The organism is Serratia sp. CY47280 (assembly GCF_052168655.1).
GTDB classification, from domain to species: Bacteria; Pseudomonadota; Gammaproteobacteria; order Enterobacterales; family Enterobacteriaceae; genus Serratia; species Serratia bockelmannii.
The window spans coordinates 26,137-43,245 of the sequence record NZ_JBJNMG010000006.1 but is presented as its reverse complement, the minus strand read 5'-3'; the positions used below and the strand labels follow the sequence as shown (position 1 = coordinate 43,245).

Annotated in this window: 16 protein-coding genes and 1 other RNA gene; 8 read left to right on the top strand and 9 right to left on the bottom strand. The window is 60.9% G+C overall.

The genetic code is table 11. From position 1 onward, the window contains the following. Positions 1–220: 220 nt before the first annotated feature. The 4 genes from ubiI to ACJ8J4_RS19980 all read right to left on the bottom strand — a co-directional run bounded on the left by ubiI (position 221) and on the right by ACJ8J4_RS19980 (position 4,632). On the bottom strand, positions 221–1,423 hold the full coding sequence (gene ubiI / locus ACJ8J4_RS19995) for an FAD-dependent 2-octaprenylphenol hydroxylase (protein WP_025304151.1): 1,203 nt from the start codon (positions 1,421–1,423) through the stop codon (positions 221–223). A 78-nt stretch (positions 1,424–1,501) separates the two neighbouring features. Further along, positions 1,502–2,680: a 2-octaprenyl-6-methoxyphenyl hydroxylase gene (ubiH, locus tag ACJ8J4_RS19990; RefSeq protein ID WP_197836360.1), complete on the bottom strand. Its 1,179-nt coding sequence runs from the start codon at positions 2,678–2,680 to the stop codon at positions 1,502–1,504. A gap of 1 nt (position 2,681) precedes the next feature. Beyond that, the gene (pepP, locus tag ACJ8J4_RS19985; RefSeq protein ID WP_025304153.1) at positions 2,682–3,998 is read right to left on the bottom strand and encodes a Xaa-Pro aminopeptidase; all 1,317 of its coding nucleotides are present in this window, start codon (positions 3,996–3,998) and stop codon (positions 2,682–2,684) included. 55 nt (positions 3,999–4,053) lie between these two features. Beyond that, positions 4,054–4,632: a YecA/YgfB family protein gene (locus ACJ8J4_RS19980; RefSeq protein WP_025304154.1), complete on the bottom strand. Its 579-nt coding sequence runs from the start codon at positions 4,630–4,632 to the stop codon at positions 4,054–4,056. A gap of 319 nt (positions 4,633–4,951) precedes the next feature. Here ACJ8J4_RS19980 and zapA point away from each other — a divergent pair, with 319 nt between their 5' ends. The 3 genes from zapA (at position 4,952) to ACJ8J4_RS19965 (ending at position 6,165) form a co-directional block, all read left to right on the top strand. After that, positions 4,952–5,281, top strand: a complete 330-nt coding sequence (gene zapA / locus ACJ8J4_RS19975; RefSeq protein ID WP_004931621.1) for a cell division protein ZapA — start codon at positions 4,952–4,954, stop codon at positions 5,279–5,281. A 40-nt stretch (positions 5,282–5,321) separates the two neighbouring features. Next, positions 5,322–5,504: non-coding RNA, 6S RNA (gene ssrS, locus ACJ8J4_RS19970), on the top strand. A 52-nt stretch (positions 5,505–5,556) separates the two neighbouring features. Continuing rightward, positions 5,557–6,165: a 5-formyltetrahydrofolate cyclo-ligase gene (locus tag ACJ8J4_RS19965; RefSeq protein WP_169540601.1), complete on the top strand. Its 609-nt coding sequence runs from the start codon at positions 5,557–5,559 to the stop codon at positions 6,163–6,165. Between the two features lie 47 nt (positions 6,166–6,212). Here the strand turns inward: ACJ8J4_RS19965 and serA are convergent, their stop codons facing one another. Together serA and rpiA are read right to left on the bottom strand one after the other, a co-directional pair. After that, entirely contained in the window at positions 6,213–7,451 is a 1,239-nt protein-coding gene (serA, locus tag ACJ8J4_RS19960; protein ID WP_197836363.1) for a phosphoglycerate dehydrogenase, read from the bottom strand. Positions 7,452–7,743: 292 nt separating this feature from the next. After that, on the bottom strand, positions 7,744–8,400 hold the full coding sequence (gene rpiA / locus ACJ8J4_RS19955) for a ribose-5-phosphate isomerase RpiA (protein ID WP_025304157.1): 657 nt from the start codon (positions 8,398–8,400) through the stop codon (positions 7,744–7,746). Between the two features lie 204 nt (positions 8,401–8,604). Between rpiA and ACJ8J4_RS19950 the strand changes: the two genes are divergently transcribed. Further along, positions 8,605–9,498: a LysR family transcriptional regulator ArgP gene (locus ACJ8J4_RS19950; protein ID WP_025304158.1), complete on the top strand. Its 894-nt coding sequence runs from the start codon at positions 8,605–8,607 to the stop codon at positions 9,496–9,498. 48 nt (positions 9,499–9,546) lie between these two features. Here the strand turns inward: ACJ8J4_RS19950 and ACJ8J4_RS19945 are convergent, their stop codons facing one another. The 3 genes from ACJ8J4_RS19945 to ACJ8J4_RS19935 form a co-directional block, all read right to left on the bottom strand. Continuing rightward, positions 9,547–10,278, bottom strand: coding sequence for an oxidative stress defense protein (locus ACJ8J4_RS19945; protein ID WP_025160209.1), 732 nt, complete (start codon positions 10,276–10,278; stop codon positions 9,547–9,549). 121 nt (positions 10,279–10,399) lie between these two features. After that, positions 10,400–11,017, bottom strand: coding sequence for an arginine exporter ArgO (gene argO / locus ACJ8J4_RS19940; RefSeq protein ID WP_025304159.1), 618 nt, complete (start codon positions 11,015–11,017; stop codon positions 10,400–10,402). A 124-nt stretch (positions 11,018–11,141) separates the two neighbouring features. Beyond that, complete coding sequence (locus tag ACJ8J4_RS19935; protein WP_025304160.1) at positions 11,142–11,960, bottom strand: IclR family transcriptional regulator; 819 nt, start codon at positions 11,958–11,960, stop codon at positions 11,142–11,144. Positions 11,961–12,334: 374 nt separating this feature from the next. On the opposite strand from ACJ8J4_RS19935, the gene ACJ8J4_RS19930 reads away from it, so the two are divergent. Genes ACJ8J4_RS19930 through ACJ8J4_RS19915 form a run of 4 tightly spaced genes read left to right on the top strand, consistent with a single transcriptional unit; the run spans position 12,335 to position 16,950 of the window. After that, positions 12,335–13,888, top strand: a complete 1,554-nt coding sequence (locus tag ACJ8J4_RS19930; RefSeq protein WP_164099987.1) for a sugar ABC transporter ATP-binding protein — start codon at positions 12,335–12,337, stop codon at positions 13,886–13,888. Then, positions 13,881–14,963, top strand: coding sequence for an ABC transporter permease (locus ACJ8J4_RS19925; RefSeq protein ID WP_016930014.1), 1,083 nt, complete (start codon positions 13,881–13,883; stop codon positions 14,961–14,963). The genes ACJ8J4_RS19930 and ACJ8J4_RS19925 overlap by 8 nt, the downstream gene beginning before the upstream one ends. A 14-nt stretch (positions 14,964–14,977) precedes the next feature. Continuing rightward, the gene (locus tag ACJ8J4_RS19920; protein ID WP_049296199.1) at positions 14,978–16,078 is read left to right on the top strand and encodes an ABC transporter substrate-binding protein; all 1,101 of its coding nucleotides are present in this window, start codon (positions 14,978–14,980) and stop codon (positions 16,076–16,078) included. Continuing rightward, a complete protein-coding gene (locus ACJ8J4_RS19915; RefSeq protein WP_170311444.1) occupies positions 16,075–16,950 on the top strand; it encodes an SMP-30/gluconolactonase/LRE family protein in 876 nt (291 codons plus the stop codon). Before ACJ8J4_RS19920 ends, ACJ8J4_RS19915 begins: the two co-directional genes overlap by 4 nt. Positions 16,951–17,109 lie beyond the last annotated feature (159 nt).

Here is a 17,109-nt window from a genome sequence, read left to right as displayed (position 1 = left end):
GGCACAAAATTAACAATTAAAGCGGTAAAACGCCGAAGTTATATAACAAACAGATGGCCGCGCATGGGATCCCGACTTTTGATAACCGAACATGGAATTAGAAAAAGTAATGATAAAAAGCGGCTGAAATTAGATTATTTCAAATGAAGGGTTATATAAGGAAAAGCGATGGAATAAGGCGAGAAGCGCGAGCCCGGTGCGGGCCCGCAGAAGGAAGGGATCAGGCAAGCCACTCGGGCAGATCGTTCAGGCCCATCGCCTGACGCACCAGCTTAGGCTTGACGCCCGGCAGGCTGTCCGCCAGCCGCAGGCCCACGTCGCGCAGCAGCTTTTTGGCCGGGTGGTTGCCGTCAAACAGTTCGCGGAAACCCTGCATGCTGGCCAGCATCACCGCCGCGCCATGTTTGCGGCGGCGCTCATAGCGGCGCAGATAGAGGTGCTGGCCGATATCCTTGCCCTGCCGCTGCAGGCGGCGCAGTTCGGAAATCAGCTCGGCGGCATCCATAAAGCCCAGGTTCACGCCCTGCCCGGCAAGCGGATGCACGGTATGCGCCGCATCGCCCACCAGCGCCAGGCGGTGCGCGGCGAAGCTGCGCGCATAGCGGCCGGTCAACGGGAACGCCAGCCGTTCGCTTTCCAGGCTGCAAGCCCCCAGGCGCATGTCGAAGGTCATCGCCAGTTCGCGGTTGAATTGCTCCGGTTCCAGCCGTTTGAGCCGTTCGGCTTCTTCCGGCGTCACCGACCAGACGATAGAGCTCAAATGCGGATCGCTGAACGGCAGGAACGCCAGAATGCCGTCGCCGTGGAAAATTTGCCGCGCCGTCGCCTGATGCGGTTCTTCGGTGCGAACGGTGGCCACCAGCGCGTGGTGACGGTAATCCCAGAAGGTGAGCGGAATATCGGCGTGCTGACGCAGCCACGACTGGGCGCCGTCGGCGCCGATCACCAACCGGGCGGTCAGCATGCGCCCGTCCTCCAGCGTGACGAAGGCGTCATTTTCGCCCCATGCTACCTGCTTGAGCGCGGCCGGGGTAATCAGCGTGATGTCCGACAGGCTTTCGGCGCGTTTCCACAGCGCCTGCTGGATCACCGAATTTTCGATGATGTGGCCGAGATGGCTGAAGCCGCACTCGTCGCCGCGGAAAGCAATCTTGCCGAAGCTGTCGCGATCCCACACTTCCATCGCATTGTAGGCGCTGGCGCGCAGCTGGAGAATGTCGTCCCACACGCCGATGTGCTGCAGCAAACGCTCGCTGGCGGCATTGATGGCGGAGACGCGCAGGGCCGGCTGTTCCGACGGCGGCGCCATCTCCGGCTGGCGCTGCTCCAGCACCGCCACGCGCAGCCCGCTGCCCTGCAGGCCGCAGGCCAACGCCAGCCCCACCATACCGCCACCGGCGATAATCACGTCAAATGATTGCATGCTGCTCGATTTCCTTAAATAACGCGCGACGCCTTGCCGCGCCGCGCTTTGGGCGCGTTAAAGCGCCCGACCATGTCTCTAACGTTCCACCCAGCCCAGCGTACGCTTGGCGAAGGCATCGCGTATCGCCGGCAAACGCGCCATCGCCATCAGCCCCAGATTGCGCCCAATCACCAGCGGGCCATAACGGTTGGCGAACAGATGAATCAACCCGTCGGTCACGCCGATCGTCGCCTGTTGATCGTTTTGCCGCCGCTGCTGATAACGGCTCAGCAGTGCGTAACCGCCGGCGTCTTCGCCGCTGTCTGCCGCTTCCGCCAGCGTTTCCGCCAGCGACATCACGTCGCGCAGGCCAAGGTTGAACCCCTGCCCGGCGATCGGATGCAGCGTTTGCGCCGCGTTGCCCACCAGCGCCAGCCGGTGGCTGACATGGCGATCGGCGGTCAGCAGCCCGAGTGGATAACTGTGCCGTTTACCGGCCTTGAGGATACGCCCCAGCCGCCAGCCGAAAGCCTGTTGCAGCTCGGCGATAAAGCGCTCGTCGTCCCAGGCATCCACCTGGGCGCGATCTTCACGCGGATGGCACCACACCAGTGAACTGCGCCCCTGCGACATCGGCAACAGCGCCAGCGGCCCATAGCGGGTAAAGCGCTCAAAGGCGCGCCCCTGCGGATCTTCCGCCGTGGTGACGTTGGCGATGGTGGCGAACTGCGGATAGTCCTCCTGCCGCCACTGCACGTTGCAGGCCTGCGCCAGCGCAGAGCGCGAACCGTCGGCCGCCACCAGCAACTGCCCGCGCAGACGCTGGCCGTTGTCCAGCAGCACTTCCGCCCGCTCTGCGGTGCGGATCACGTCCACCACCCGCGCCGGGCAGTGCAGCGTGACACCCGGCGCCTTGGCCAGCAGCGCGAACAGCCGCTGCCCGGCGTCGTGCAGTTCGATCACCTGGCCGAGCGCATCGACCTGATAATCTTGCGCCTGCAGATTCACGAAGCCGGCGTGCCCGCGATCGCTGACGTGCACCTGAGTGATCGACGTAGCGCAATCGCGCAGCGCCGGCCAAACGCCGATGCGCGCCAGCTGTTGGCAGGTACCCTGCGCCAATGCGATGGCGCGGGCGTCAAAACCTGGGTGGCTGCGGTCATCCGGCCGGGTCGCCTCGACCAGATCCACCGCCATTCTTCCCTGAGTGAGCGACGAAATGGCCAGCGCCAACGTCGCGCCCGCCATACCGCCGCCAACGATAATAACGCTCATGCTACGACCTTGCCGCCGCCATCAAGGCCTCGATGGCATCGGCGTCTTTCACCACGGTGGCGGTCAGGTTTTCATTGCCGTCGGCGGTGATCACGATATCGTCCTCGATGCGGATGCCGATGCCGCGGTACTCCGCCGGCACGTCCGCATCCGGCGCGATGTACAGCCCCGGCTCCACGGTCAGCACCATGCCCGGCTCCAGCAGCCGATCGCGGCTCGGCGTGCCGTAGTGGCCAACGTCGTGCACATCGAGACCCAGCCAGTGGCTCAGCCCGTGCATGAAGAACTGACGGTGCGCCTGCTCGGCGATCAGCGAGTCGACTTCACCTTTCAATACGCCCAGCTCCACCAGCCCGACCACCATGATGCGCACCACTTCGTCATTGACTTCGCGAATACTGGTGCCGGGTTTGAACAGTTCCAAAGCGCGCTGCAGCGACGCCAGCACAATGTCGTACACCGCGCGCTGCGGCCGGCTGAACTTGCCGTTGACCGGGAAGGTGCGGGTGATGTCGCCGGCGTACCCCTGGTACTCGCAGCCGGCGTCGATCAGCACCAGATCGCCGTCGCGCATCTGGCTCTCGTTCTCGGTGTAGTGCAGGATACAGCCGTTTTCGCCGCTGCCGACGATGGTGTTGTAAGACGGGTAACGGGCGCCGAGGCGGGTGAATTCATGATGAATTTCCGCTTCCAGCTGGTATTCGAACATGCCCGGGCGGCATTTTTCCATCGCGCGGGTATGCGCCAACGCGCTGATCTCACCGGCGCGGCGCATCACCGCCAGCTCTTCCGGCGACTTGAACAGCCGCATGTCATGCAGCCACGGCCGCCAGTCGGTAACGGTGGCCGGCGCCTGCAGACTCTGGCGGAACCCCTTGCGCAGCTTGTCCAGCGCGCCGAACAGGATCTGATCGGCATAGGCGTATTCGCCCTGCGCGTGGTAGACCACGTCCAGGCCGTTGAGCAGCAGGTGCAGCTGGTCATTGATTTCATCGAACGGCAGCGCGCGATCCACGCCCAGCTTCGCCGGCGCGGCGTCTTGCCCCAGGCGGCGGCCAAACCAGATTTCCGCCGTCAGATCGCGCACCCGGTTGAACAACACGCTGTGGTTGTGCGTTTCGTCGCTTTTAATCAGCACCAGCACCGCTTCCGGCTCATTGAAGCCGGTCAGGTACCAAAAGTCGCTGTTCTGCCGATAGGGATAGTCTGAATCTGCACTGCGCGTCGTTTCCGGCGCAGAGAAAATAACCGCCGCGCTGGCCGGCGCCATTTTCGCCAACAGCGCCTGGCGGCGGTTGTTGAATTCCTGCTGAGTCATTACCTTCTCCTGAAATCATGCCATCCGCACCGCCGGCGGAGGGGCGATAGAACGTTTAGTGCAACGTCGGTTTGATATTTTCCGGCGCCGTCGGTTTTTGACGGGTGAATTCGCCGTGGCACATGATGGCGGCAACCCGCACATACTCCGCCACTTCTTCCAACGACTGTTCCAATTCTTCCTGATCTTCGTCTTCGTCGTAGCCCAGCTGCGCGATGTTGCGCAGATCGTCGATCGCTTCACCGACCTCGTCTTTCACCTGAGCCAGCTTCGGCTGCATCATGCCCAGCCCGAGCAGGAAGTGGTTGACCCAACCGCCCAGCGCGTCGGCGCGATCGAACACGCTAACGATCTCCCCTTCAGGCAGCATCAGTTGGAACAGGAATTCGTCATCTTCCAGCGTGTCACGCGTCACTTCATACAGCTGCTGCAGCGGTTGGCTAAGCGCCTGCGGGAAGGCGACGCCTTCGTTGGTCAGATCGTGCACCAGCGCCTGCCAGCCGGCGTCACGGCTGCCGCCGCACAGCAGGCCGCTGATCAGGCCGTGCATTTCTGCCGCGGTCAGCGCCACCGACTGCTGGTTGAGGGCCACGGTCAAAGATTGGTAACTTGGAAATGTATTCTGTATAGACATGCGCATTCGTCATCGTTGGCAGGATAAGTTCGTGTTATGCTACCACCAAGGTCCGTCGCTATACCAGATAAGCGCGACACCTCAGTGGCTAGTTATAATCGCGATGTGGCAGGTTTCACACTGCGCCGGCGGGTGACGAAAGTGCGGTAAATACGCATTTTGAAACCCTTTTTTGACTGGCAATGTGCGCCACAGTAGATTACAACCAGGTACTGAAAAAGGGGTTGTATCTTGGTACCGAGGTATATATAGTGGCGCCCGCTTTGACGGCCCGGCCAGGGCGGACAAGGCTGGCGCGAAATTTAGGCAGGAAGGTGGCATGTCTGCACAACCGGTAGATATTCAAATTTTTGGCCGCTCGTTAAGAGTCAATTGCCCGCCAGAACAACAAGATGCGTTGAATATGGCGGCGGACGATCTTAACCAACGGTTGCAAGATCTTAAAGTTCGCACTAGAGTCTCCAATACTGAGCAACTGGTTTTCATCGCGGCATTGAACGTCTGTCACGAACTTGCTCAAGAACGGTTGAAAACCCGTGACTATGCGTCCAATATGGAACAACGCATACGGATGCTGCAGCAGACCATTGAACAAGCGCTGCTTGAACAAGGTCGCATCTCTGAACGTCAGGATGCACAATTCGAATAACTTAAGTTGTTGAAATCAAAGTTTCAGCAACGAGTACAAAATTTCTCTGAGATGTTCGCCAGCGGGCCAGTCCCCTGAGCCGATATTTAGTACAAACAGAATGTGTTGCTCCGCGATCGGTGAGCACGCTCGGTGCGCCGAGAAGCCTTAAGATTGCGACGGCACGTTCACCTTGAACCATGGGTTCAAGGGTTACAGCCTGCGACGGCATCTCGGAGATTCCCCTTCTCAGCGGTTTATGTGTGCTGAACGCCACACTGAGCAAGCCTGATACGATGTCTTTTCAACCCCAATTCGCGCAGCAGCGCCAAGCCATTCGTCAACTCATTCGCCAACGTCGGCGTGAGCTTACGCCGGGCCAGCAACGCTTTGCCGCAGACAAGATAACCGAACGCCTCGCCGCGCACACACGTATTCAGGCCGCGCACAACATCGCGGTATTTTTGTCGTTTGACGGCGAACTCGACACCGGGCCGCTGATCGAGCAACTGTGGACGCTCGGCAAACAGGTTTACCTGCCGGTGCTGCATCCGTTCAGTTCAGGACACCTGTTGTTCCTGCGCTATGCGCCGGAAACGCCGCTGGTGCGCAATCGCTTCGATATTCTCGAGCCGCGTCTCGATGTGCGCCAGGTGTTGCCGCTGGGTGAACTGGAGGTGGTGCTGACGCCGCTGGTGGCATTCGATCATACCGGACAGCGTCTGGGCATGGGCGGCGGCTTTTACGATCGCACCCTGCAAAACTGGCGCAGCGGCGGCCCCTATCCCATCGGCCTGGCCCATGATTGCCAGCAGGTGGAGCACCTGCCGACCGAGCACTGGGATATCCCGCTGCCGGAAATCCTCACCCCACTCTGCAGCTGGGCGTGGCACGAGCCCAAATAGAAAAGGCCGGATCGCTCCGGCCTTTTTCGTTGCGGCGAGCCGCCGAATCAGAACAGCAGACGGGCGCGAATGGTGCCGTCGATGGCCTTCATACGCTGCAGCGCGGCGTCAGCGCGCGCGGTTTCCGCTTCGATGTCGATCACCACGTAGCCGATTTCCGGCCCGGTTTGCAGATACTGCGCGGCGATGTTAACTCCCTCTTCGGCGAAGATCTGGTTAATCTGCGTCAGCACGCCCGGACGGTTTTCGTGGATGTGCAGCAGGCGGCTGGCGTTCGGACCATGCGCCGGCAGCGACACTTCTGGGAAGTTGACGGCGGACAGAGTCGAACCGTTGTCGGAGTATTTCGCCAGCTTGCCGGCCACTTCGTCGCCGATGTTCTCCTGCGCTTCCTGCGTGGAACCGCCGATGTGCGGCGTCAGCAGCACGTTATCGAACTCGCACAGCGGCGAGTTGAACGGATCGCTGTTGGTCGCCGGCTCTTCCGGGAAGACGTCGATCGCCGCGCCCGCCAGGTGATTGCAGGCCAGCGCGTCGCACAGCGCGGGAATATCCACCACAGTGCCGCGCGAGGCGTTGATCAGAATCGCGCCCGGCTTCATCAGCGCCAGCTCTTCCGCCCCCATCATGTTCTTGGTGGCCAGCGTTTCCGGCACGTGCAGCGTCACCACGTCGCTCATATTGAGCAGATCGGACAGATGACGCACCTGCTGCGCGTTGCCTAACGGCAGTTTGTTCTCGATATCGTAGAAGAACACCTTCATGCCCAGCCCTTCGGCCAGAATGCCCAGTTGGGTGCCGATATGGCCGTAGCCGATGATGCCCAGCTTTTTGCCGCGCGCCTCATAAGAGCCCACGGCCAATTTGTGCCACACGCCGCGGTGCGCCTTGGCGTTGGCGGCCGGAATGCCGCGCAGCATCAACAGCAGCTCGCCCAGCACCATTTCGGCCACGGATCGGGTATTGGAGAAGGGGGCGTTGAAGACCGGAATACCGCGTTTGGTCGCCGCTTTCAGATCAACCTGGTTGGTGCCGATGCAGAAGCAGCCCACCGCCACCAGTTTTTCTGCGGCGGCGAACACCTCTTCGGTCAGATGCGTACGCGATCGGATGCCGACGAAGTGTGCATCGCGGATGGATGCCTTCAGCGCTTCGGTGTCTAACGCACCTTTGTGGTATTCGATGTTGGTATAACCGGCGGCACGTAAATTATCGACCGTGCTCTGATGAACCCCTTCCACCAACAGGAATTTAATCCTGTCTTTCTCCAATGATACTTTTGCCATTTACCCGACCCTATGTTCAGACTTCAGAAGCGGCTGTGACGACACAGCTCCCATCCAACATAACAAAAATAACGCGGGCGGCAATACAAACGATTGCCTGCCCGGCAGGACAAGGCGCAGCGTTGATGGCGGTTTACGGCAGAAAATGCCATAGGGAAAGTTTTCAGCAGAAGCTTTGGGGAGTCAGCTTTCACAATGTGACATAAGTCACCAAATTTGCCGTTTTTCAGAAAAGATATTTTAACCGAAGAATTATGCGGCCCGGCGCTACCGGGCCACAGACGGCAGAGGCTTATTTGACTACTTTCACGCCTTCCGGGGTGCCGACCAGCGCCACGTCCGCGCCGCGGTTGGCGAACAGCCCCACGGTCACCACGCCGGCGATGCCGTTGATCTTGTTCTCCAGCGCGATGGCGTCGGTGATGCTCAGGTTATGCACATCGAGGATCACGTTGCCGTTGTCGGTCACCACGTTCTGGCGATACTCCGGCAGGCCGCCGAGTTTCACCAGCTCGCGCGCCACGTAAGAGCGAGCCATCGGGATCACTTCCACCGGCAGCGGGAACTTGCCCAGCACGTCCACCTGCTTGCTGGCGTCGACAATGCAGATAAATTTCTTGGCGATGGCGGCGATGATCTTCTCGCGCGTCAGCGCCGCGCCGCCGCCCTTGATCATCTGCATATGGCCGTTGATTTCGTCCGCGCCGTCCACGTAGATATCGAGCGAGTCCACTTCGTTGCTGTCGAACACGTGGATGCCGAGGCTTTTCAGCTTGGCGGTGGAGGCGTCTGAGCTGGACACCGCGCCTTCGATCTGGTGCTTGATGGAGCCCAGCGCGTCAATAAAGTGGGCGGCGGTAGAACCGGTGCCGACCCCGACGATGGTGCCCGGCGTCACGTATTCCAGCGCCGCCCAGCCCACCGCTTTTTTCAGTTCATCCTGCGTCATAATATGTCCCTTGCCTCTGTACGAAAACGTGTGCGTATTATAGGGTAAAACGCTATTTTTCACGCCGGCAGGATCACACTTATTTACCGCAGCCCGCATTTTTACCCGCTTGGCGGCGAGCTGGGGGCGTGATTTTTCCACCTGCGCCGCACGCAAAATGTGGCATAGTGCCGGTATCATTCTAATTTAAGGGATATCTTTCCGATGAAACGCCCAGACTATCGTACTCTGCAAGCGCTGGACGCGGTGATCCGTGAGCGCGGCTTCGAGCGCGCCGCGCAAAAACTCTGTATCACGCAATCGGCGGTATCCCAACGCATCAAACAGCTGGAAAACCTGTTCGGCCAACCGCTGCTGGTTCGTACCGTGCCGCCGCGCCCGACCGAACAAGGGCAAAAGCTGCTGGCGCTACTGCATCAGGTGGAGCTGCTGGAGGAAGAGTGGCTCGGCAATGACACCGGCGTCGATACGCCGCTGCTGCTGTCGCTGGCGGTCAACGCCGACAGTCTGGCAACCTGGCTGCTGCCGGCGCTGAAGCCAGTGCTGGCGGACTCCCCCATTCGCCTGAATCTGCAGGTGGAAGATGAAACCCGCACCCAGGAGCGGCTGCGCCGCGGTGAGGTGGTGGGCGCGGTGAGTATTCAGCCGCAGCCGCTGCCGAGCTGCCTGGTGGATCGGCTGGGGGCGCTGGACTACCTGTTCGTGGCCTCCCGCGGCTTCGCCGAGCGCTATTTCCCGAACGGCGTCACCCGCTCCGCGCTGCTGAAAGCGCCGGCGGTGGCCTTCGATCATCTCGACGACATGCATCAGGCATTCCTGCAGCAGAACTTCGATCTGTCGCCGGGCAGCGTGCCCTGCCACATCGTGAACTCATCGGAAGCCTTCGTGCAGCTGGCGCGTCAGGGCACCACCTGCTGTATGATCCCGCATCTGCAGATCGAAAAGGAGCTGGCATCCGGTGAACTGATCGATCTGACGCCCGGGCTATACCAGCGCCGCATGCTGTACTGGCACCGTTTCGCGCCGGAAAGCCGCATGATGCGCAAAGTGACCGACGCGCTGCTGGAACACGGTCATCTGGTGCTGCGTCAGGATTAAAACGAAAAAAGGTTCGCCGCAGCGAACCTTTTCTTCAATACGATAACCTTACTGCGCGGCGTTACGCTGCAGCTCGAACACCACGTCCACCTGATCGTCGAAGTGAATGCTTTGCTGTTCATAGGTTTGCGCCGCGTCGCTTTCCGCCGCCGCACCGGCCGCTTTATACATCCGCGCCACCGGCATCGGCTGGTAGTTGGCGACCCGGTAGCGAATGCTGTACACCGGCCCCAGCTTGGCGTGGAAGCCTTTGGCCAGGGATTCGGCCTGCTGAGTCGCGTTCTCGATCGCTTTTTGCCGCGCCTGCTCGCGATACACGTCCGGCTTGGCGACGCCCAGCTCCACCGCGCGGATCTCGTTCAGGCCGGATTTCAGCGCGCCGTCCAGCAGCTCGTTCAGCTTGTCCAACTGACGCAGAGTCACCTGCACCTGGCGCACCGCCCGGTAGCCCTTCAACACCGACTCACCGGTTTTTAGGTAATCGTATTCCGGCTGGGTGCGCAGGTTGGCGGCGCTGATGTCTTTCTTCTCGATGTTGTTTTTCTGCAGGAAATCAAAGTACTGCGCCACGCGCTCGTCTACCTGCTTCTTCGCCTGGGCGGCGTCTTTGGAGGAGACGCTCACTTCGATCGCCAGGGTGGCGATATCCGGCGTGGCGTCCACGCTGGCGGTGCCGGAGGTGACGACGTGCGGCCCTTCAGGCACTTCAGCCGCCTGCAGCGCCATCGGTAACGTCCCTAATCCGACCATTGCGGCCATAGCCAATGCTTTTAGCTTCACAGTGTCTCCTTAATGACAGGCTGTCTCTGATCGCCGGCTTTTCCCTGTGAGAACCGCCGGTTTCCTGGCATCAAACGTAGCATATCGCGCGGCGTTTTGAATTCGGATTAGTGACAAATTCTTATAAATTTGCCCCCTGCCAGGCCAGCTGCAGCGCGATGCCCCACATCACCAGCCCGACCAGCGCGTTGATGATGCGCTGCGCCCGCTGCGTGTTCAGCCACGGCGCCAGCCAGGAGGCCAGCAGCGCCAACCCGAAGAACCACACCGCCGACGCGCTGACCGCGCCAAGCGCGAACCAGGAACGCACGTCCGCCGTCAGCTGCCCGCCCAGGCTGCCGAGCACCACAAAGGTATCCAGATAGACGTGCGGGTTCAGCCAGGTGACCGCCAGCATGGTGACCACGAGGCGCCAGCGGCTCTGCGCCAGCTCCTGCGCCGCGGCCTGCGCAGGTTGCGGGCTGAAGGCGGAACGGAACGCGCCCCAGCCGTACCACAGCAGAAACGCCACCCCGCCCCAGGTGACCAGCGCCAGCAGCAACGGCGAGCGGGTCAGCAATGCGCTGCCGCCGAAAATCCCGGCGCAGATCAGCACGATATCGCTCAACGCGCACAACGAGGCAATCATCAAATGATACTGGCGGCGAATGCCCTGGTTCATCACGAATACGTTCTGCGGGCCCAGCGGCAGGATCATGGCGGCGCTCAGGGCAAAGCCCTGCAGGAAGACGGCTAACATGGGGATTCCTCGAATGATAAAAGGCGCCGGACGAGGGCGCGTGTCGGTCAACACGCGCATCATACGAGGAAGCGATCATTAGGTGAAATTGATGTTTCTAATCCAGTATCAGAGATGCTAATACTTAAATCGGCGTGACGAACCCCAGCTCCTGAGAGATGCGTTGCGCGGTGGCCAGCACCGGTTTAATCAAGCTTTTGACGCCGATCTGCTGCAGCTTGGCGGTCGGCAGAGAAACCGACACCGCATAAGGCACGCGCTGTTGAATATCGAACACCGGTGCCGCCACGCAGGAGACCCCCAGCTCGTTTTCCTCGCGATCCATCGCCATGCCGCGCTGGCGAATGTCGGCCAGTTCCTCATACATCTTCGGCAGCTCGGTAATGGTATTGCGCGTCAGCGTCTGAATCTCTTGCTGGTGAGTCTGCCAGTAGTGAGCCGGATAATCGTCGTTGCCGTAAGCCATGAAGATTTTACCCATCGCCGAACAGTACAGCGGCATATGCTGGCCGATATAGGCGCGGGTGCGCATCATGCCGGTGGTCGGCTCCAGCTTGTAGATCAGGATGACGTGGTCGTCTTCGCGGCTGGAGAAGTTGACCGTCTCGCCCACTTCCAGATTCAGCTGTTCCAAATGCGGCGCGGCCACGTGAATGATGTTGAGTGACGATAGCGCCTTCTGGCCGATGGAAATGAACTTGGTGGTCAGGCGGTAGCTGCCCGGCGACGGCGCCTGGGTCACATAGCCGCTGGTGTGCAACCCTTGCAGCAGGCGGTGCACCGTGCTCTTGTTCATGCCGGCCAGCTCGGACAAATGCGCCAGCGGACATCCGTTGGGGAAATTACTCAGGATCTCAATCAACTGCAAACCGCGGAACAGGCTTTGGCTGCCCAGCGGTTTGTCTTTCTTGTCATCTTTCTCGTCGACGGCTTTCAGGCTCATAGCGAAAATCTCTCCAGTGTCGAACCGCCAACCGGCGCTGCGGCAAAGTCAGCAGGCTCTTTGCCGGGCATGTTACCCCAAGGCCCGCATCAGGTGAAGACGGAACGCCGTTTCATTGTCCGCAGCGGGATAAAAATCCGCAATATTTCCCCCGTGTTGAAGTGAGCCATCGGTCACACTTCCGCAAAGTAAAAAATAACTCATTGTTTAATAACAATAATTAAAACCTCACCGCCTTTGATTTAGCGCAACGAACGTCATATTATTTTTGAAATTGAATTTCGCATATTGAAATTTAAAGACCAGATACTCACCAGTAGTTTGGCTAATTTGCCCGACATCTTCGCACGGGCACGACACCAGGGGCGCATCACATGACTATGGATAATGCGGCACAACCCATCCTTACCCTCAGCCACATCGTCAAACGATTTGGCGGCAACGTGGCGGTCAACGACGTCAGCCTGCAGGTGATGCCGGGCGAAGTTCTGGCGTTGCTGGGCGAAAATGGCGCCGGCAAATCGACGCTGATCAAAGTGCTGGCGGGCGTCTACCCGCGCGACGGCGGCGATATTCGCTTTCAGGGCGCAAGCATCGCCTCCGCCGCCGCGATAAAAAGCACCAGCCGCCAGCCGATCGCCTTTATTCATCAGGATCTCGGCCTGATCGAATGGATGACGGTGGCGGAAAACATGGCGCTGGTGATGGGGTTTCCCCGCCGCTTTGGGCTGATCGACTGGCGCGCCATTCGCCGCCGGGCGGCGCAGGCGCTGCAAGACGTCGGCATCGCGCTCGATCCCGATGCGCGCGTCTTCGAACTGTCGCGCACCGAAAAATCGCTGCTGGCGATCGCTCGCGCGGTGGCGGTCAACGCCGAGCTGCTGGTGCTGGATGAACCGACCGCCTCCCTGCCCGCCAACGACGTGCGTCATCTGTTCGCCGTGATCAACCGGCTGCGCGCCAAAAAGGTCGGCATGATTTATGTCACCCACCGTCTGGACGAAGTGATCGAAATCGCCGATCGGATCTGCGTGATGCGCGACGGGCGCTATGTCGCCGGCGGTCGCACCGCCGACTACTCGCTGCGCGATCTGGTGCAAACCATCGTCGGCGAAGCGATGGCGGACGATCAGCGCGAACCGCTGCCGGAACATCGTCCGCCGGTGCTGCAGCTCGATAGCGTCACGGTGGGCGACATCGGCCCGGTGAGCTTCGACTTGCAGCCGGGCGAGATGCTGGCGCTGGCCGGCCTGCGCGGGGCCGGGCAAGAAGAGATTGGCCGGCTGCTGTTCGGGTTGCGCCAGGCCGACGGCGGCGCGATTCGATTTCGCGATCGGCCCTATCAGGCGAGCACCCCGCAGCAGGCGATGGCCTGCGGCGTTTCGCTGGTGGCGGGCGATCGCACCGGCGAAAGCCTGGTGATGTCGATGAGCGTGCGTGAAAACCTGTTTATCAACCCCTGCGCCAGCGGCCACCGGCTGCTCTCCCGCTACGGGCGGCGAGCGGAGATCGGCGCCAGTTGGTGGAAGGTGCAGCTGTTCGACGTACGCCCCAAGGACGTCAATATCGATATCAGCGCGCTGTCCGGCGGCAACCAGCAAAAGGTGGTGATGGCGCGCTGGATGCATCTGGGGGCGCCGCTGCTGATCCTGGAAGATCCCACCGCCGGCGTGGACGTCGGCGCGCGCGCGGAAATCTACCATCTGCTGAATAAATCCCTGGCGGAAGACGTGGCAGTGCTGGTTATCTCCAACGATTTCGAGGAGATCGCCCATATTTGCAACCGCGCACTGGTATTCAACCGCGGGAAAGTGGTCGGCGAGCTGAAAAATCAGCAGGTGTCATTCGCCAATTTATTGGAGCTGGCCTCTGCCAGCACTGGGGAAAACGTCGCAATCACGTCAGAATCCGAGGTAGGCCATGTCTAAAACATCCGTTAAATCAACCGCACTGGAGCAGCGCGTCAGCCTGGCGCAGGACGGCGCCGGCCCGTGGCTGATGCAGGTTCTCACCCGCTATGGCCTGCTGCTGCTGTGCATCGCGCTGGTCGTGCTGTTCTCACTGCTCACCCCCTCCTTCGCATCGATGCTGACGCTGCAGGCTATCTTGTCGAGCAAGGCCAAAATCGCCCTGTTGGCGCTGGCGGCGACCATCCCGATGATCGTGGGCAAGATCGATCTTAACGTCGGTTTCGGCATTGTGCTGTGGCACATTCTGGCGATCACGCTGCAGGTGGAATACGGCTTCTCCTGGCAGATGGCGGTGCTGACGGTGCTGGCGATCTCGGCGCTGTACGGGTTGCTGAACGGCATTCTGGTGGCGCTGGCCGATATCGACAGCTTCGTCGCCACCCTCGGCTCCGGCACCGTACTGTACGCCATTGCCCTGTGGCACTCCGGCGGGCGGCAGATCGTCGGCGACTTGCCGGATGCCTTCATCGCGCTGCACCACACCGAGATCGCCGGCATTCCGATCGTGGCGTTTTACGTGCTGATCGTCGCGGTGGTGCTGTGGCTCATCACCGAACACACCCCGCTCGGCCGCTGCATGTATGCGGTGGGCGGCAACCCGGCGGCGGCGCGCCTGAACGGCATCTCGGTCAACCGCTTTACCATCGGCGCCTTCATCGCCTCCAGCGTGCTCACCGGTTTCAGCGGCGTGTTGATCGCCGCCGAACAGGGCGTCGGCCAGGCCAGCGTCGGCATGGACTATCTGCTGCCGGCGCTGGTCGGCGCCTTCCTCGGCAGCACCACCATTCGCCCAGGGCGCGTCAACGTCTGGGGCACCGTGGTCGGCATCGCCATTCTGGCTATCGGCATCGCCGGCATTCAGCAGTTCGGCGGCGAATTCTGGGTCGAGCCGCTGTTCAACGGCGCGACGCTGTTGCTGTCGATCACCCTGGCCGGCTATGCCCAACGCCGTCGGCTGCTCAATCAGAAAGCGGTACAACGCAGCCAGGCGACGCCGGCTGACAACAACAATCAGACAGCGACCCACCCTTAAACCAGGAGCACACCATGAAACGCATTTGGCTGTTACCGGGGTTCACCACATTCTTGCTCGCCGCATCGCCGGTCTGGGCCGACGCCTATCTCGATCAGGCCACCGCCGCCGTGGCGAAGGCTACCGCCAGCGTCACCCAGTGGGACGGCCCCACCAGCGGCCCGCAGCTGCAGGCCAACAAGAAGATCATTTTTATCGCCTCCGACATGAAGAACGGCGGCGTGCAAGGGGTGCAACAGGGGTTGAGCGAAGCGGCGAAAGCCGCCGGCTGGAAGCTGGAAACGCTCGACGGCGGCGGCTCGGTGAAAGATCAGCTGGCATCGCTCAATCAGGCCATCGCCCAGAAACCAGACGGTATCGTGATCGGCGGCTGGAACCCTAACGTCGCCAAGATCCCGCTGAAAAAGGCCGTACAGCAGGGCATCGTGCTGACCGCCTGGCATGCGGTGCCGGAACCGGGCCCTATCGCCAAATACAATGTGTTCTATAACGTCACGTCGGATTCCAACGAAGTGGCGCGCATCGCCGCGCAATACGCGGTGGTGCAGTCCGGCGGCAAGGCGAGCGTGTTGATCTTCACCGACTCGCTGTACCAAATCGCCTTGGACAAGGCCAACGTCATGAAAGAAGAGATCGCCAAATGCAGCGGCTGTACGCTGCTGGAATTCATCGACACGCCGCTGGCAGATACCGCCAACCGCATGCCGGCAATGACCTTCAGCCTGCTGCAGAAGTACGGCGACAAATTCCAATATGCGCTGGCGATCAACGATCTGTATTTCGACTTTATGGCGCCGGCGCTGAAAACCGCCGGCAAAGGCGGCAAGAACGCGCCTTACAACGTGTCGGCCGGCGACGGTTCAATCTCCGCTTACCAGCGTATCCGGTCGGGCGACAGCCAGTCGGCGACGGTGCCGGAGCCCTTGAAACTGCACGGTTGGCAGCTGCTGGACGAATTCAACCGCGCCTTCGCCAAGCAGCCGCCTTCCGGCTACGTCACCCCGGCGCATCTGGTCACCCGCGACAATATCGCCGCCGACGGCGGCGCCAATAACCTGTATGACCCGCAAAACGATTACCAGGGCCATTACAAAGCGATCTGGGGCGTGAAGTGAACGGCGGCATTCGGCATTCATTGCGCACGCACGCTCAGCTCGAGCGCTTGTGCTCACCGGCGATTTGGGCCGAAGGGCCGGTCTGGCTGCCGCAAGAGGATGCGGTAGTGTTCAGCGACGTGAAAGGCAATCGCATGTTCCGCTGGTCGCGCCGGGGTGAGCTAAGCCTATACCGCTCGCCGTCGCACTACGCCAACGGCAATGCGCGCGACGGCGAGGGGCGTGTGGTCAGCTGTGAACACGGGCGGCGCGGCATCAGCCGCACCGAAAGCGATGGCGAAGTGCGCCTGTTGATCGACCGCGTCGACGGCAAGCGCTTTAACTCGCCGAACGACGTGGCGGTGTGTTCCGACGGCACCCTGTGGTTCACCGATCCGCCCTACGGCATCATCGGCGACGAAGAGGGTTACAAATCGGAAAGCCAGGTGATCGGCTGCTATCTCTACAGCTTCGATCCGCGCGACGGTTCGCTGACCATCGCCGCCTGCGACCTGCAGCGCCCGAACGGCCTGGCGTTTTCACCGGATGAAAAATGGCTGTACGTGGCGGACATGTCGATCGTGGATTTTCCGACGCTGGGCCGCCGCGAGCTGCGCGTCTATGCGGTCAACGGTCGCGAGCTGGAAGCCGGCCGCCGTTTTGCAACCGTGGAACCCGGGTTCCCGGACGGCTTCTGCGTCGATCGGGCCGGCAATCTGTTTTGCAGCTGCGCCGACGGCGTGCTGGTATTCGATCCAGAGGGGCGACAGATCGACAAAATCAGCGTGCCGGAACGCGTCTCCAATTGTACCTTCGGCGGCCCGAACGGCGATGAACTCTATATCACCGCCACCACCTCGCTCTACCGCATGGTGCTGAACACCCGCGGTTAACCGGGGTCTCGCAAGACGCAGGGTGGGTTTTGATCCGCCCTGCTTTGTCACGTCTGAAGCACGCCATCTCCACCAAAACGTGGCGGCGATCACAAAATCACCACTCAATTTTAACGTCATGTTTTTCATGAATAATTTTACTCCCCCTTGCTTTGACTT

Bases quoted from the DNA above. Each gene is read 5' to 3' on its own strand.
- ubiI (WP_025304151.1), bottom strand. From the start codon at position 1,423: ATGCAATCATTTGACGTGATTATCGCCGGTGGCGGTATGGTGGGGCTG.
- ubiH (WP_197836360.1), bottom strand. From the start codon at position 2,680: ATGAGCGTTATTATCGTTGGCGGCGGTATGGCGGGCGCGACGTTGGCG.
- pepP (WP_025304153.1), bottom strand. From the start codon at position 3,998: ATGACTCAGCAGGAATTCAACAACCGCCGCCAGGCGCTGTTGGCGAAA.
- ACJ8J4_RS19980 (WP_025304154.1), bottom strand. From the start codon at position 4,632: ATGTCTATACAGAATACATTTCCAAGTTACCAATCTTTGACCGTGGCC.
- zapA (WP_004931621.1), top strand. From the start codon at position 4,952: ATGTCTGCACAACCGGTAGATATTCAAATTTTTGGCCGCTCGTTAAGA.
- ACJ8J4_RS19965 (WP_169540601.1), top strand. From the start codon at position 5,557: ATGTCTTTTCAACCCCAATTCGCGCAGCAGCGCCAAGCCATTCGTCAA.
- serA (WP_197836363.1), bottom strand. From the start codon at position 7,451: ATGGCAAAAGTATCATTGGAGAAAGACAGGATTAAATTCCTGTTGGTG.
- rpiA (WP_025304157.1), bottom strand. From the start codon at position 8,400: ATGACGCAGGATGAACTGAAAAAAGCGGTGGGCTGGGCGGCGCTGGAA.
- ACJ8J4_RS19950 (WP_025304158.1), top strand. From the start codon at position 8,605: ATGAAACGCCCAGACTATCGTACTCTGCAAGCGCTGGACGCGGTGATC.
- argO (WP_025304159.1), bottom strand. From the start codon at position 11,017: ATGTTAGCCGTCTTCCTGCAGGGCTTTGCCCTGAGCGCCGCCATGATC.
- ACJ8J4_RS19935 (WP_025304160.1), bottom strand. From the start codon at position 11,960: ATGAGCCTGAAAGCCGTCGACGAGAAAGATGACAAGAAAGACAAACCG.
- ACJ8J4_RS19930 (WP_164099987.1), top strand. From the start codon at position 12,335: ATGACTATGGATAATGCGGCACAACCCATCCTTACCCTCAGCCACATC.
- ACJ8J4_RS19925 (WP_016930014.1), top strand. From the start codon at position 13,881: ATGTCTAAAACATCCGTTAAATCAACCGCACTGGAGCAGCGCGTCAGC.
- ACJ8J4_RS19920 (WP_049296199.1), top strand. From the start codon at position 14,978: ATGAAACGCATTTGGCTGTTACCGGGGTTCACCACATTCTTGCTCGCC.